Source organism: Bacillus sp. M13(2017) (genome assembly GCF_002218325.1).
GTDB classification, from domain to species: Bacteria; Bacillota; Bacilli; order Bacillales; family Bacillaceae_G; genus Bacillus_A; species Bacillus_A thuringiensis_K.
In genome coordinates, this window is the sequence record NZ_KZ268514.1 from 1 (window position 1) to 15,026 (window position 15,026).

A 15,026-nucleotide genomic window follows, 5' to 3' on the forward strand; every position below is an offset into this window, starting at 1 on the left:
CCTGAAAGATGATCAGGTTGATAGGTTCGAGGTGGAAGCATGGTGACATGTGGAGCTGACGAATACTAATAGATCGAGGACTTAACCATATAATATGTAGCAATGTTATCTAGTTTTGAGAGAACATAAAAAACTTGTTGACTTTTAAAGTAAATAAGTTATAATAATGATTGTCTCAAAAGAATAATGTCTGGTAATGATGGCAGAGAGGTCACACCCGTTCCCATACCGAACACGGAAGTTAAGCTCTCTAGCGCCGATGGTAGTTGGGACCTTGTCCCTGTGAGAGTAGGACGTTGCCAGGCAATATTATTCCGCAGTAGCTCAGCGGTAGAGCTATCGGCTGTTAACCGATCGGTCGTAGGTTCGATTCCTACCTGCGGAGCCATTGGAGAGCTGTCCGAGTTGGCCGAAGGAGCACGATTGGAAATCGTGTATACGTCACAAGCGTATCAAGGGTTCGAATCCCTTGCTCTCCGCCATAGGATTTATAATATTTGGCCCGTTGGTCAAGTGGTTAAGACACCGCCCTTTCACGGCGGTAACACGGGTTCGAATCCCGTACGGGTCACCACTTTGGAGGATTAGCTCAGCTGGGAGAGCACCTGCCTTACAAGCAGGGGGTCGGCGGTTCGATCCCGTCATCCTCCACCATATAATTTTTATATGAATAGTATTATCGCGGGGTGGAGCAGCACGGTAGCTCGTCGGGCTCATAACCCGAAGGTCGCAGGTTCAAATCCTGTCCCCGCAACCAAATGGTCCCGTGGTGTAGTGGTTAACATGCCTGCCTGTCACGCAGGAGATCGCCGGTTCGACCCCGGTCGGGACCGCCATTTTAATAAGGCTCGGTAGCTCAGTCGGTAGAGCAGAGGACTGAAAATCCTCGTGTCGGCGGTTCGATTCCGTCCCGAGCCACCATTTATTTTAATAAAATATGCCGGCTTAGCTCAATTGGTAGAGCAACTGACTTGTAATCAGTAGGTTGGGGGTTCAAGTCCTCTAGCCGGCACCATGTAAGTTTCGGAGGGGTAGCGAAGTGGCTAAACGCGGCGGACTGTAAATCCGCTCCTTCGGGTTCGGCAGTTCGAATCTGCCCCCCTCCACCATTTACATAGGGGCATAGTTTAAAGGTAGAACTGAGGTCTCCAAAACCTCCAGTGTGGGTTCGATTCCTACTGCCCCTGCCAAATATATATTTACACAACATGGCGGTTGTGGCGAAGTGGTTAACGCACCGGATTGTGGCTCCGGCATTCGTGGGTTCGATTCCCATCAGTCGCCCCATTTTTATTTTAAAAATTACAAATAATCTAATGGATACTTACATATAATTAAGTAAGAATTCGATGGGCTATAGCCAAGCGGTAAGGCAACGGACTTTGACTCCGTCATGCGCTGGTTCGAATCCAGCTAGCCCAGCCATTTTTGCGGAAGTAGTTCAGTGGTAGAATACAACCTTGCCAAGGTTGGGGTCGCGGGTTCGAATCCCGTCTTCCGCTCCAATAAAATTTTATATGGCGGCATAGCCAAGTGGTAAGGCAGAGGTCTGCAAAACCTTTATCACCGGTTCAAATCCGGTTGCCGCCTTTTCTTTTGTGCCGATGTGGCGGAATTGGCAGACGCGCACGACTCAAAATCGTGTTCCTTCGGGAGTGTCGGTTCGACCCCGACCATCGGTATCATGAACGGCGTAAAAAAGCTCTATACAATTAGTATAGAGCTTTTTTGTTTTCTTTTCATTACATGACAAAATAAGCAGAAAAAATATTGCATATACAATATTCCTTTCGAGCACTCTAGAGAGAATTTCTCCACCCCGGTGACATGAAGTTAAATCCGACACCACCAGTAGATATTAGTACATTATCAACGGTTAAGTTTGTAATTTCTAAAAACTTCTTTTCAAACTCTTCTCTGTTGTACTTATACATAGTTGAGTGGCACGCCCACATATGTGTTGAAGTACTTAACCAGTCCCCTAATTCCTTCAATTCAGGAAACGCCTCAAATTGGATTGTTTCATCTAATTTCATGAATCTTACTTGATAGATAGTTGGGTTTAACTTATCTCCTATTCCTTTAAAAGCATGTGATTTTTTGTCTTTTGAATGTGTCATAATTCTCCCTCCATCTTTTCTTCAAATTATTTCCTATTTTTATTATATAACAATAGAAAGTAATTATGGAAATATTATAGAAATCGGTATCGGCAATATAAAAAGACTCTAACAGAAATGTTAGAGTCTTTTTGTTAAATTATACTATGTGCTTCTAAAATTCGTAATAAACGTAGGAATTCATGTATAATATAACTTGTCGAAAGAACAAAATGATAGTGATTTATATTATGTCTGTAATATGAATCAAAAATGAACTTTTTATATTTCTTTTAAAAATGTGTTGAACACACATTATATTTCATATTAATATTTTTATGTAGATTTAAAACGGGAAAGAGAGTGGAAAGTATGGGCCGTAAATGGAACAATATTAAAGACAAAAAAGCATCAAAAGATGCAAATACAAGCCGTATATACGCGAAATTTGGGCGTGAAATTTATGTGGCAGCAAAACAAGGCGAGCCAGATCCAGAATCAAACCAAGCGCTAAGAGTTGTATTAGAGCGTGCGAAAACATACAATGTTCCAAGAACAATTATTGATCGTGCAGTTGAAAAAGCAAAAGGCGGTTCAGAAGAAAATTATGACGAGCTTCGTTATGAAGGATTCGGACCAAATGGAGCTATGGTTATTGTAGATACACTTACAAATAACGTAAACCGTACTGCAGCAGATGTACGAGCTGCATTTAGCAAAAATAGTGGTAATATGGGTGTGAACGGTTCTGTAGCTTACATGTTTGATGCGACAGCTGTTATCGGCCTTGAAGGTAAAACATCAGATGAAGTTCTTGAAATTTTAATGGAAGCAGATGTAGATGCACGTGACATTCTAGAAGAAGAAGATTCTGTTATCGTGTATGCTGAACCAGATCAATTCCATGCAGTACAATCTGCACTTAAAGGTGCTGGCGTTGAGGAGTTTACAGTTGCAGAATTAACAATGCTTGCACAAAGTGATGTAACACTTCCTGAAGATGCTCAAGCACAATTTGAGAAAATGGTTGATGCATTAGAAGATTTGGAAGATGTTCAACAAGTTTATCACAACGTAGACTTAGGAGAGTAATACGATAGATGACCCTTTTCGCTTAGCGGATAGGGTCTTTTTTATGAAGTTAATTAAGGTGATGAAGTATTAAAGGTATTTTGTTGTAGGTAGTGAATATGATTATAGGGATATATATAATATTCATTATCTCTAGGAGGCTTAATATGGAACATAAGACACCAAAGCATATAGTTGCTGTAGCAGGTTATTTAACAAATGAAAAAAATGAAGTGTTATTAACAAAAGTGCACTGGCGAGCTGATACGTGGGAGTTGCCAGGAGGACAGGTAGAAGAAGGCGAAGCGCTCGATCAAGCTGTCTGTAGGGAAATAAAAGAGGAAACAGGGTTAACGGTGAAGCCTATCGGAATTACAGGGGTTTATTATAATACCTCTATGCATATTCTAGCTGTTGTTTTTAAAGTAGCATATATAAGTGGTGAAATAAAAACTCAACCTGAAGAGATACAAGAGGCTAAATTTGTTGATTTAAATGAAGAGAACATAGATGAGTATATAACGCGTCCTCATATGAAATCCAGAACGCTTGATGCAATGAGAGCAACACATTTTATTCCGTATGAAACGTGGGAAGTACAGCCGTATAATTTAATAGGAAGATTGTAAAGAAAAGAGTAGCCGATTTGAGATACATTCGAATCACTACTCTTTTTTGTATACTGTTTAAGAAAAAGGTCAAAATAATAATAGCACTAGTATTGATTGTTAGAACGTTTGTTCTGTATAATAAATCTATATGTTATATACATTTAGATTACTAGATAGTCAAAAGTATATATATTTGTAGATGATATAATTAAAGTGTAAAGTAAAAATATAATAGTCTTAAGGGTTTCTCTTTTATTGGTTATTCGTGCTTTAACATAACCTATATTCAATATTTCAGATGAATAGTAGATAAAAAAATACTGTGATACAATACTTTTTTATCCCACTATTTGCTGGGCAGTAAGCCTGATTGATGAGGGCTCATTAAAGTTTCACTTTATACCTTACAATGATGTAAGGTACGTGTAAGAGAAATCGATGGGATATTTTTTTACAACAATGTATTCTTAAAGTAAGAGTTATATGCTGTGTGGAAAAGAGGTGTTCAAGATGAAAGAACGAGTATTATCTAGGGTGAACTATCATCAAAAAGTTGCATTAAATCCAATGACTAAACTTTTTTATAAAGCCATTATATTATTATTATTGTTAAGTTGTACGTTATTATTCATTGGAAATGTAATGATTGAGAAAAGTGATATTAGTAAATTACATGTACCGGCTAAGTTAGAGGTGCCAGAATCATTAACACATGCATTTATTGCGACAGAAGATAAAAGATTTTATCATCATAACGGTTTAGATTATATAGCAATTATTAGGGCCTCAGTTGAGAATATAAAGGCTGGTGGTGTCGTGCAAGGAGGAAGCACGATTACACAACAGCTATCTAAAAATGCCTTTTTAACAAATGAACGTACATTTTCTCGTAAGTGGAAAGAGATTTTTTATACGAAAAAAATTGAACGCACATTTACGAAGGATGAAATTTTAAAATTATATGTAAGTAATATTTATTATGGAGAAGGAGCGTGGGGAATTGAAAAAGCAGCAAACCTTTACTTCGGTAAAAAGGTGAACCAATTAACGTTGGCTGAAAGTGCAATGATGGCTGCTGTAGTAAAAGCACCTGCTTATTACTCACCTGCCCAAAACTATGATAAAGCAGTAGAGAGACGAAATGTCGTTTTGAGACTAATGGAGAAAGAAGGCTATATAAGCCATGATGATTATGTTCAAGCAGTTAGTGAGAAATTAGTAATTCGTCATGATATAAAAATAGAGCAGTCGATGTTAAATAGCGCGCGTAAAAAAGCAGTAAGTTAAGAGAAGTTCCTACAGAGGAGCTTCTTTTTTTGAATAAATTGTGACAAATTGTGACACAATATCGTCACAATTATTGTGTTTTTGTAATTTATGTGAGCGTGTTCATTGCGTGACGTATATAAGTGTTGATATTATGTGTATTGTGTACAATGCTGTATACAGAATATGAATTTAAAGAGGAATGTATATGAAATCAAATAAACTCATGGCTCTTGGTATAGTTTTTTCTATCGCAGTATTGATTGTAATTGGAACAATTGCGTATAGCATCATAAATGACAAAAAAGATAAAGGGAATGAGATGTTTGCTTATTCTACGCAACAATCTTTAGGGAAAGATGATGCTCCAGTTAAGGTAGTTGAATTTGGAGACTTTAAATGTCCTGCTTGTCGTACTTGGGATGTAACAGTATTACCTCGATTAAAAGAAGAGTATATTGATAAAGGCAAAGTGCAGTTATATTTTATTAACTTCCCATTTATCGGAAAAGACTCGGATTTAGGTGCAGCAGCTGGTGAAGCAATTTATAAACAAGATAAAGATTCATTCTGGATTTTCTATGATGAGATTTATCAAAATCAAAAGAAAGATACGGAAGAATGGATTACAGAAGATTTGCTTCTTAGCATTGTGAAAGAAAAACTTCCAAAAGTTGATGTAGAGCAATTTAAGAAAGATTTACACAGTAAAGACATTAAAGAAAAAGTACGTAAAGATTCAGATCGTGCTCAAAAATTAAAAGTTCAAGGTGCTCCTTCTGTATATGTAAACGGAAACCTTGCAAACCCTGATTTCGATAGTATGAAGAAGGCAATTGATAAAGAATTGAAAAAGTGATGAGGTCTCTCATCACTTTTTCGACTTTTTTCGATAAAATTCTTGCCTCTACTTTTTTTACATGCTATACTACTTTACATAAGTTATTCTAATATCTTATATGTAATTCATATTTGCGGGTGTAGTTTAGTGGTAAAACAAGAGCCTTCCAAGCTCTGGTCGAGAGTTCGATTCTCTTCACCCGCTCCAAATTTTATTAAATGTTTTTCTATAAATTGTGATCAACGCAGTGTTTCGTTTCCGAGATAAACGAGGCATTGCGTTTTTTAATGTTTGAAAAACCTAATTACATGCGAAAATAGAAGTAAATAATAGTATTCCAAAAGTGAATTACTAACCAATAGAGTCGTTACATAAGGGATGGATTCATCTGAGGAGGCGATTAAGAGTGGATTTTGAACAATTAAAGCAAGATGTAATTGCGTATAGTAAAACAATTGGCATAGATAAAATAGGCTTTGCGAGTGCTTCTCCTTTTGAGGAATTAAAGCAGCGCTTAATCCAGCAACAACAATTAAATTATCAATCTGGATTTGAAGAGCCTGATATAGAGAAGAGAACGAATCCGCAACTGTTATTACCGGGTGCTAAATCAATTATTGCGATTGCTTTAGCATATCCTTCAAAATTAAAAAATGCACCATTAAGTAAGCGTGGAGAACGCCGTGGGATTTTTTGTCGTGCTTCTTGGGGACAAGATTATCATCTTGTTTTACGAGATCGTTTGCAAAAATTAGAAGCATATTTAATTGAAAAACTTCCGGATATAGAAGTGAAGTCCATGGTTGATACAGGTGAATTAAGTGATCGAGCTGTATCAGAGCGTGCAGGCATTGGATGGAGCGGTAAAAACTGCTCTATTATTACACCTGAATTTGGTTCGTACGTATACTTAGGGGAAATGATTACAAATGTTCCATTCCCGCCAGATAAGCCGATAGAAGATCAATGCGGGGGCTGTACGAAATGTATCGATATTTGTCCTACCGGTGCTTTAATACAGGGGGGACAGTTAGATTCGAAGAAGTGCATTGCGTTTTTAACACAGACGAAAGGATTCCTACCTGAAGAATATCGCGATAAAATAGGAAATCGTATATATGGATGTGATACGTGTCAGACTGTTTGCCCGAAAAACAAAGGAATGGATTTTCATAATCATCCTGAGATGGAGCCGGATCCTGAGCTAGTTAAACCATTATTAACGCCACTTTTAACAATTAGTAATCGTGATTTTAAAGAGAAATATGGGATTATGTCAGGGTCATGGAGAGGGAAAAAGCCACTGCAAAGAAATGCGATTTTAGCATTAGCACATTTTAAAGAAACATCGGCAATTCCTGATTTAATTGGTGTTATGAAAGATGACCCAAGACCAGTACTACGCGGAACGGCAGCATGGGCACTTGGGAAAATTGGCGGAGATGGAGTAGGCGAAGCGATTGAGAAAGCGATGGAACGTGAGAAAGATGAAGAAGTGCTTCATGAAATGAATCGCGGGCTTGAATTGTTAGCACAGAAAAAAGAGTAGATAATATTTCCCTTTTTCATATTGTAATATGGGAGGGAGACAGAATGGTTGTAAAAACGAAGATTGAAAACCAATTACAACAATTTTTAGCATATATAACGGAGAAAAGAACGAATGTGGATGGTATTGCTGAGGATTTACTACAAATGGCACTGAGAAAGAAACAATTGTTTCAAAGACGTAGTGCACATATAGTGAAAGCAACTGCGGATGTTTCTTTCATTAGACAATTAAATAGTAATGACCATCAAGAAATTGATTATCAAATACATTTTAAATATTTAATTAAGCATCAAGAATTATTTTATATTGAAGAGGAACAATTAAAACGAAGAGTTTGTTTAAATAATAGTCGGATTATAGGCGATTATGCTATTGAAGTGTCAGAAGAAATTAGAATGGGTGAGACATTAGAAAGGGAAATTACGAAAGAGAAGTACGGTTCTTATCAGTATAATCGTTTAGAGGCAGTGAAATATGCAGAGCGTTGGTGGGATGACCGAAATCCTATGTATCGTAATTTCCCTGATAATTGTACGAATTTCATTTCTCAATGTCTTCATACTGGAGAAGTACCTATGAGCGGATATCCTAATATTCGTAAAGGATGGTGGCAAAGGGAGAATCAGTGGAGCTGGAGCTGGGCTGTTGCACATTCTTTTTATTGGTATTTGTCAGGTGCTACAACAGGACTTCGAGCAGAGGCGGTAGAGAGGCCAGAAGAACTTATTCTTGGAGATGTCATTGCTTATGATTTCGAGGATGACGGAAGATGGAATCATACGACGATTGTAGTAGCAAAAGATGCAGATGGTATGCCGCTTGTAAATGCACATTCAGCGAATAGCCGTCGACGTTATTGGAACTATGAAGACTCTAGTAAATATACACCACAAATGAAATATAAATTCTTTCATATTATTAATGGGTAGAGATTTTTCGCTCAAGTGGTATAATACGTAGTAGACAAAAAACAGAGGTGAATATCGCGTGGGAGTACATGTTGTTTTATATCAGCCAGAAATTCCAGCAAATACAGGGAATATTGCTCGTACTTGTGCAGCAACTGGAACAGAATTACATTTGATTAGACCGCTTGGATTTTCAACGGATGATAAAATGTTAAAGCGTGCAGGATTAGATTATTGGCAGCACGTAAAAATTACGTACTATGATTCAATTGAAGAATTTTATGAAAAAAATAAAGACGGTGAATTCTTCTATTTAACAAAGTATGGCGAGAAAGCTCATACAGCGTTTGACTATAGCAAGCGCGAGAAGGATTACTATTTTGTATTTGGAAGAGAAACAAACGGCTTACCAGCTAATGTAATCGAAGAAAACTTTGATCATTGTTTACGTATTCCAATGACAGATAAAGTACGTTCATTAAATTTATCTAATACAGCAGCAATTTTAATTTATGAAGCGTTCCGTCAACAAAATTACCCTGGATTAGATTTAGAAATCGTTTATTAAAAGTCGCCATATGGCGACTTTTTTTTATAAAATAAAAATAATATATAATCATACATTTAAAAGAGGAGACATAATCATATAGAATGGGATATATGATTAAAAATAGATAAGACGGGTTGAGATAAATATGAAGGAAGAATATAGTAATCAAAATACCTTTTTAAGTATGATAGATATGGATTTAATTAGACAAGGATTATTACATGCTATTCAAGATTTAGTATTCATATTGAAAGTTATTGATAATGAAACGTTTCAATATATGTATGTGAATAAAATAGGAATGGATTATGCTAGGTTAAGCGAAGAGTGCTATGGAAAAACTTTTGCAGAAGTATTACCAAAAGATATAGCGGGGATATTGCAAAGGCAATATGCAAAAGTAGTGAGAGAAGCGAAAGCACACACCTTTTGTGATGTAGTCAATTTACCAAAAGGTGAGATACATTATGAATCTTCACTTAATCCTGTCTGCGACGAAGAAGGAATATGTCAATTTATTATTTGTATTACAAGAGATATTACAGCTCAAATTGAGGAGAAGACAGAGATAGAGGAAAAACAAATGTTATTTAAGTCGTTACTGGAATATAATAATGACTCAATTATATCTATAGATTCTATAGGGAGAGTTACATATGCAAATCCGGCAACGTATGAAATATTTGGATACCGGTATGAGGAATTAAATAATAAATTTATTTTTGAATTCATTAATAAAGAATATGAAAAAGATTTTCAAATTATATTTAAGGGATCGATGCAAGGAAAAGCAAAACAAATTGTTTCAAAGAAATATGTTCATAAAGAAGGGTACGAGCTATATATTTCTTTGAGAACTATCCCGATTATTGTGAACGGTGAAATTGTTGGGATTTATATTGTTACGAGAGATGTTACAAGGCAAGTATTAAACGAAATGCGAACAGAATATTTAGCTTACTATGACCAGTTAACGGGATTAATGAATAGAATTTCATGTACAAATAAGTTAAATACTTTTTTAAATGAGAGTGTAAATTTTGCACTTGTATTTATAGATTTAGATGAGTTTCATCGTATTAATGATACATTTGGTCATAAAGAGGGAGATAAAGTATTACAAAAAGTTACAGAATGTTTAAGCAATCTAAAAATAGAAGATATGCACTTATTTAGAGAACACGATGATCAATTTGTTATGTTGATAGAAAATATAACGAAAGAATATGTAGAGGAAATTGCAAAAAGCATACTGAAAAATATTAGTGAATCTTTTGTAATCGAAGAAGAAGATGTATATTTAAGTGCGTCAATTGGAATTGTAATGGTTCCAGCAGATGGAGAAGATGAAAAAATACTATTTCAGAGAGTCGATGCTGCTTTAGAAAAAGCAAAAGAAAAAGGAAAAGGACATTATCATTTTTATTGTAGTGGATTAGACTGTGAGCGTGAACAAAGGTTTATAATAGAAAACCAGTTACATCGTGCTATAGAAAAAAATGAATTTTTCTTATATTATCAGCCACAAATTAATATTGAAACGAAAAAAATAGCTAGTATGGAAGCTTTAATAAGGTGGGAGAATAAGGAATTAGGACTTGTTTCTCCAAACCAATTTATTCCGTTGGCAGAAAGAACAGGCTTTATTATTAAGCTCGATGAATGGGTAGTAAATCAAGTGTGTCAGCAACTGCGCGAATGGTTAAATAAAGGATATGAAGTGGTCCCAATTGCGGTTAATATTTCAGCTAGACACTTTCGTTCTATTACATTAATAGAGATGATTACACGGGCTTTACATAAGTACAATGTACCAGCTCATTTATTAGCGATAGAGGTTACAGAAGGAGCTCTTATACATAAAGATATATCGAAGAGAGTGTTAATACAATTAAAAGAACAAAATTTAAAGATTCATTTAGATGATTTTGGAACAGGCTATTCATCTTTAAGTTATTTAAAAACATATCCAATTGATACTTTAAAAATTGATCGTTCTTTTATGGAGGGTATACATATAGATGAACGTGATACGAATATTACAGCTGCAATTATTCATTTAGCTCATACTTTAGAATTGAATGTAATTGCAGAGGGAGTAGAAAAAAAGGAGCAAATACAGTTTTTGAAAGAAAAGAATGTGAAGCTTGTACAAGGTTATTATTATAGCCGACCAATATCCAAATATGATATGGAAAATATGTATTATAAATAAAAAAATGATGTGCTAAAAGCACATCATTTTTTATGTGTACCTGGTTTGTCGTTGTAACCGGATGTAAAAATAGCTGTAAGAAATGTGAGTGATACACCTAAAATTAATAATAATTTCATACTAATATCCTCCTTACTTTTTTCGGTTCATGAGTTTTATTTATTATCCAAAATGTATGTAAGGTTCTTAGAAGAAAAGAATTTATTTATAATGAATAGCAGTGTAAAAACGTTAATACCTATATTATACAGAATTTTCTTTGAATTTTGGAGAGAATTTTAGCGTGCTATTATATATTTCGTTTTGATTTAAAGAATGTTTAAGGACATCCTAGCATACCTTTTATAATAATCCGATTGAACAAGGAGATGGGGGAGGAGCTATAATGGATATTCTAAAAAAGATTGAACAGCACCGAGAAGCAGAAGAACGTTTACAATGGGAAGGTACGTTTGCGGAGTATTTGGAGCTTGTGAAAGAAAGACCATGGGTGGCTCAAACAGCACACTCTCGCATTTACAATATGATAAAAGATGCTGGAATTGAAGAAGTTGATGGTAGAAGAAAGTATAACTTCTTTAGTAATCAGCTCTTTGGATTAGAGGATGCTCTAGAACGTCTTGTAGAGGAATATTTTCATCCATCTGCAAAACGATTAGATGTTAGAAAAAGAATTTTATTATTAATGGGTCCTGTTAGTGGAGGGAAATCAACGTTAGTTACAATGTTGAAACGAGGATTAGAAACATATTCAAGAACAGATCGCGGAGCAATTTTTGCAATTAAAGGATGCCCAATGCACGAGGATCCACTGCATTTAATTCCACATCATTTACGAGATGATTTCTTTGATGAGTATGGGGTTAGAATTGAAGGGAATTTATCACCACTAAATGTCATGCGTTTAGAGCAAGAATACGGATCAAGAATTGAGGATGTAGTTGTAGAGCGTATTTTCTTCTCTGAAGATCGCCGTACAGGGATTGGTACATTTAGCCCGTCTGATCCAAAATCACAAGATATTGCAGATTTAACAGGTAGTCTGGACTTTTCTACGATTGCAGAATATGGTTCAGAATCAGACCCGCGTGCGTATCGATTTGATGGAGAATTAAATAAGGCAAACCGAGGAATGATGGAGTTCCAAGAGATGTTAAAATGCGATGAGAAGTTTTTATGGCACTTATTATCACTTACGCAAGAAGGGAATTTCAAAGCGGGAAGATTTGCGCTTATTTCAGCAGATGAATTAATTGTAGCGCATACGAATGAAACAGAGTATCGCTCATTTATAGCAAATAAGAAAAATGAAGCATTGCACTCAAGAATTATTGTAATGCCAGTTCCTTATAATTTACGGGTAAGTGAAGAAGAACATATTTATGAAAAAATGATTCGTGAAAGTGATGTATCGAATGTTCACATTGCACCACACACACTTCGCGTTGCAGCAATGTTCACTATTTTAACTCGTTTAAAAGATCCGAAGCGTCCGGATATTGATTTAATTAAAAAGATGCGTTTGTATGATGGAGAAACGGTAGAAGGTTATAATGCGATTGATGTAGAAGAATTACAACGCGAATATCAAGATGAAGGTATGAAGGGTATTGATCCTCGTTATGTCATTAACCGAATTTCGTCTACAATCATTCGAAAAGAGGTACCATCTATTAACGCGTTAGATGTACTTAGATCTTTAAAAGATGGGCTAGATCAGCATCCATCCATTAGTAATGAAGACCGTGAACGTTACATGAATTTCATCTCATTAGCGAGAAAAGAATACGATGAAATCGCGAAGAAAGAAGTACAAAAAGCGTTTGTTTATTCATATGAAGAATCAGCTAAGACGCTTATGGATAATTACTTAGATAACGTCGAGGCGTACTGCAATAAATCGAAATTACGTGATCCGTTAACAGGAGAAGAAATGAGTCCAGATGAAAAATTAATGCGCTCAATTGAAGAGCAAATTGGAATTTCAGAAAATGCTAAGAAAGCGTTCCGTGAAGAGATTTTAATTCGCATTTCTGCTTATGCCCGTAAAGGAAAACGCTTTGATTATAATTCACATGAACGTCTTCGTGAAGCGATTCAGAAAAAACTATTTGCTGATTTAAAAGATATAGTGAAAATTACAACATCAACGAAAACGCCGGACGAAAATCAGCTTAAGAAAATCAATGATGTTGTTGCGCGTTTAATTGATGAGCATGGCTATAATTCTTCTTCAGCAAATGAATTACTACGCTATGTAGGTAGCTTGTTAAACAGATAGTTTGATAACAAAACGCTGTCTCTTGTATTTTGCGGGACAGCGTTTTATTATCCGTTCATATGTGTATAAAGTGTCATACCTTGTCCAAATGTAATAAATTAAGATGCAATTTTATGAATTTATTGTCAATTATTTTTACAATATGCATATGATAGAGTAACCAACCATTCATACGAAAAAAGCCAACACAATACAATATGTTGCAAAGTAAAAATATGTGCAACAATGCATTGTGTTTCTTTCTTATCAGTGGCTGAATATTTCTTTCTATTATGTGAGTGGCAAAATTTTGTTTAGGATGCTCGGGGTGTTGTATGAAAAACGTTATAAATGTTTATGGGATGATTTTCTGTGGGCAGTTACCTTTCAAACATTCTAGCTTGCACATTACAGAACAAAATTTATAGATTGCTGTTCATACAGGAAGACAATTACAGTAAGGAGGGAAAGGAATGGGCGAAGAAAATCAACCAAATTATACGATTTCACAGGAAAACTGGTCCCTCCATCGCAAAGGATATGACGACCAACAGCGCCATCAAGAAAAAGTACAAGAGGCAATTAAGAATAATTTACCCGATCTTGTAACAGAAGAAAGTATAGTTATGTCTAATGGCAAGGATGTTGTAAAAATACCAATTCGTTCTCTAGATGAATATAAGATTAGATACAATTATGATAAAAATAAACATGTTGGGCAAGGAAACGGTGACAGCAAAGTTGGTGATGTCGTTGCGAGAGATGGATCAGGTGGTCAAAAACAAAAAGGGCCAGGAAAAGGGCAAGGAGCAGGAGATGCAGCTGGGGAAGATTACTATGAAGCTGAAGTCTCTATTTTAGAATTAGAGCAAGCGTTTTTCAGAGAGTTAGAACTGCCTAATTTAAAGAGAAAAGAAATGGATGAAAACCGAATTGAACATGTTGAATTTAATGACATTAGAAAAACAGGATTATGGGGAAATATCGATAAGAAACGAACAATGATATCCGCATATAAACGAAATGCAATGAGTGGTAAAGCATCTTTTCATCCAATTCACCAAGAAGACTTAAAGTTCCGCACTTGGAATGAAGTATTAAAGCCAGATTCAAAAGCTGTTGTGTTAGCGATGATGGATACGAGTGGATCGATGGGAATATGGGAGAAATATATGGCACGTAGCTTCTTTTTCTGGATGACAAGATTTTTACGCACAAAGTATGAAACAGTAGATATTGAATTTATTGCCCATCATACGGAGGCAAAAGTAGTTCCAGAGGAAGAGTTTTTCTCAAAAGGAGAAAGTGGCGGAACGATTTGTTCTTCTGTATACAAAAAAGCACTCGAACTTATCGATAATAAATATTCACCAGACCGCTATAATATTTATCCATTCCATTTTTCAGATGGTGATAATTTAACATCAGATAATGCTAGATGTGTAAAGCTTGTTGAAGAGCTAATGAAGAAGTGTAATATGTTTGGGTATGGGGAAGTGAATCAGTATAACCGCCACAGTACACTCATGTCAGCCTATAAAAATATTAAAGATGAAAATTTTAGATACTATATTTTAAAGCAGAAAGCAGACGTGTTTCATGCGATGAAAAGCTTTTTTAGAGAAGAATCAGGTGAGAAAATGGCATAACCTC

11 protein-coding genes, 16 tRNA genes and 2 rRNA genes are annotated in these 15,026 nt (G+C 35.6%); 28 read left to right on the forward strand and 1 reads right to left on the reverse strand.

Annotated features, from left to right (window positions below; translation table 11 throughout):
- From CGQ22_RS24995 to CGQ22_RS25075, 17 genes are all read left to right on the forward strand, one after another.
- Window positions 1-89, forward strand: a 23S ribosomal RNA gene (locus CGQ22_RS24995); the annotation flags it as partial.
- A 100-nt stretch (window positions 90-189) separates the two neighbouring features.
- Window positions 190-305, forward strand: a 5S ribosomal RNA gene (rrf, locus tag CGQ22_RS25000).
- Window positions 306-313: 8 nt separating this feature from the next.
- Window positions 314-388, forward strand: a tRNA-Asn gene (locus CGQ22_RS25005).
- Window positions 389-390: 2 nt separating this feature from the next.
- Window positions 391-482, forward strand: a tRNA-Ser gene (locus tag CGQ22_RS25010).
- 17 nt (window positions 483-499) lie between these two features.
- Window positions 500-574, forward strand: a tRNA-Glu gene (locus CGQ22_RS25015).
- A gap of 4 nt (window positions 575-578) precedes the next feature.
- Window positions 579-654: transfer RNA gene (locus CGQ22_RS25020), tRNA-Val, on the forward strand.
- Window positions 655-680: 26 nt separating this feature from the next.
- Window positions 681-757 (forward strand) — tRNA-Met (locus CGQ22_RS25025).
- 3 nt (window positions 758-760) lie between these two features.
- Window positions 761-836, forward strand: a tRNA-Asp gene (locus CGQ22_RS25030).
- 9 nt (window positions 837-845) lie between these two features.
- A tRNA-Phe gene (locus CGQ22_RS25035) sits at window positions 846-921 on the forward strand.
- An 18-nt stretch (window positions 922-939) separates the two neighbouring features.
- A tRNA-Thr gene (locus CGQ22_RS25040) sits at window positions 940-1,015 on the forward strand.
- Window positions 1,016-1,025: 10 nt separating this feature from the next.
- Window positions 1,026-1,109, forward strand: a tRNA-Tyr gene (locus CGQ22_RS25045).
- A gap of 7 nt (window positions 1,110-1,116) precedes the next feature.
- Window positions 1,117-1,190 (forward strand) — tRNA-Trp (locus tag CGQ22_RS25050).
- 21 nt (window positions 1,191-1,211) lie between these two features.
- A tRNA-His gene (locus CGQ22_RS25055) sits at window positions 1,212-1,287 on the forward strand.
- A gap of 63 nt (window positions 1,288-1,350) precedes the next feature.
- Window positions 1,351-1,425, forward strand: a tRNA-Gln gene (locus CGQ22_RS25060).
- A 5-nt stretch (window positions 1,426-1,430) separates the two neighbouring features.
- Window positions 1,431-1,505: transfer RNA gene (locus CGQ22_RS25065), tRNA-Gly, on the forward strand.
- 14 nt (window positions 1,506-1,519) lie between these two features.
- Window positions 1,520-1,590: transfer RNA gene (locus CGQ22_RS25070), tRNA-Cys, on the forward strand.
- Window positions 1,591-1,600: 10 nt separating this feature from the next.
- Window positions 1,601-1,682 (forward strand) — tRNA-Leu (locus CGQ22_RS25075).
- 117 nt (window positions 1,683-1,799) lie between these two features.
- On the opposite strand, the gene CGQ22_RS25080 is transcribed toward CGQ22_RS25075, so the two are convergent.
- On the reverse strand, window positions 1,800-2,120 hold the full coding sequence (locus CGQ22_RS25080; RefSeq protein ID WP_000149742.1) for a DUF3884 family protein: 321 nt from the start codon (window positions 2,118-2,120) through the stop codon (window positions 1,800-1,802).
- A 351-nt stretch (window positions 2,121-2,471) separates the two neighbouring features.
- Here CGQ22_RS25080 and CGQ22_RS25085 point away from each other — a divergent pair, with 351 nt between their 5' ends.
- From CGQ22_RS25085 to yhbH, 11 genes are all read left to right on the forward strand, one after another.
- Window positions 2,472-3,191: a YebC/PmpR family DNA-binding transcriptional regulator gene (locus tag CGQ22_RS25085; protein WP_000532952.1), complete on the forward strand. Its 720-nt coding sequence runs from the start codon at window positions 2,472-2,474 to the stop codon at window positions 3,189-3,191.
- Window positions 3,192-3,337: 146 nt separating this feature from the next.
- Entirely contained in the window at window positions 3,338-3,799 is a 462-nt protein-coding gene (locus CGQ22_RS25090; protein ID WP_000400456.1) for an NUDIX hydrolase, read from the forward strand.
- A 492-nt stretch (window positions 3,800-4,291) separates the two neighbouring features.
- Window positions 4,292-5,068: a transglycosylase domain-containing protein gene (locus CGQ22_RS25095; protein ID WP_089149506.1), complete on the forward strand. Its 777-nt coding sequence runs from the start codon at window positions 4,292-4,294 to the stop codon at window positions 5,066-5,068.
- Between the two features lie 187 nt (window positions 5,069-5,255).
- On the forward strand, window positions 5,256-5,906 hold the full coding sequence (locus CGQ22_RS25100) for a DsbA family protein (RefSeq protein WP_000841306.1): 651 nt from the start codon (window positions 5,256-5,258) through the stop codon (window positions 5,904-5,906).
- 115 nt (window positions 5,907-6,021) lie between these two features.
- Window positions 6,022-6,095: transfer RNA gene (locus CGQ22_RS25105), tRNA-Gly, on the forward strand.
- Between the two features lie 199 nt (window positions 6,096-6,294).
- Window positions 6,295-7,437 carry a tRNA epoxyqueuosine(34) reductase QueG gene (queG, locus tag CGQ22_RS25110; protein ID WP_000345216.1) on the forward strand — a complete coding sequence of 381 codons (1,143 nt, stop codon included), beginning with the start codon at window positions 6,295-6,297 and terminating at the stop codon, window positions 7,435-7,437.
- Window positions 7,438-7,481: 44 nt separating this feature from the next.
- Complete coding sequence (locus CGQ22_RS25115) at window positions 7,482-8,369, forward strand: amidase domain-containing protein (RefSeq protein ID WP_089149507.1); 888 nt, start codon at window positions 7,482-7,484, stop codon at window positions 8,367-8,369.
- Window positions 8,370-8,427: 58 nt separating this feature from the next.
- Window positions 8,428-8,916, forward strand: coding sequence for a tRNA (uridine(34)/cytosine(34)/5-carboxymethylaminomethyluridine(34)-2'-O)-methyltransferase TrmL (gene trmL, locus CGQ22_RS25120; RefSeq protein WP_000538147.1), 489 nt, complete (start codon window positions 8,428-8,430; stop codon window positions 8,914-8,916).
- A gap of 127 nt (window positions 8,917-9,043) precedes the next feature.
- Window positions 9,044-11,113 carry a sensor domain-containing protein gene (locus CGQ22_RS25125; RefSeq protein WP_000657166.1) on the forward strand — a complete coding sequence of 690 codons (2,070 nt, stop codon included), beginning with the start codon at window positions 9,044-9,046 and terminating at the stop codon, window positions 11,111-11,113.
- 385 nt (window positions 11,114-11,498) lie between these two features.
- The gene (locus CGQ22_RS25135; protein ID WP_000353281.1) at window positions 11,499-13,394 is read left to right on the forward strand and encodes a PrkA family serine protein kinase; all 1,896 of its coding nucleotides are present in this window, start codon (window positions 11,499-11,501) and stop codon (window positions 13,392-13,394) included.
- Window positions 13,395-13,846: 452 nt separating this feature from the next.
- Window positions 13,847-15,022 (forward strand): sporulation protein YhbH, encoded by a 1,176-nt coding sequence (gene yhbH, locus CGQ22_RS25145; protein WP_000503518.1) that lies wholly within the window; start codon window positions 13,847-13,849, stop codon window positions 15,020-15,022.
- The last annotated feature ends 4 nt before the right edge of the window (window positions 15,023-15,026 follow it).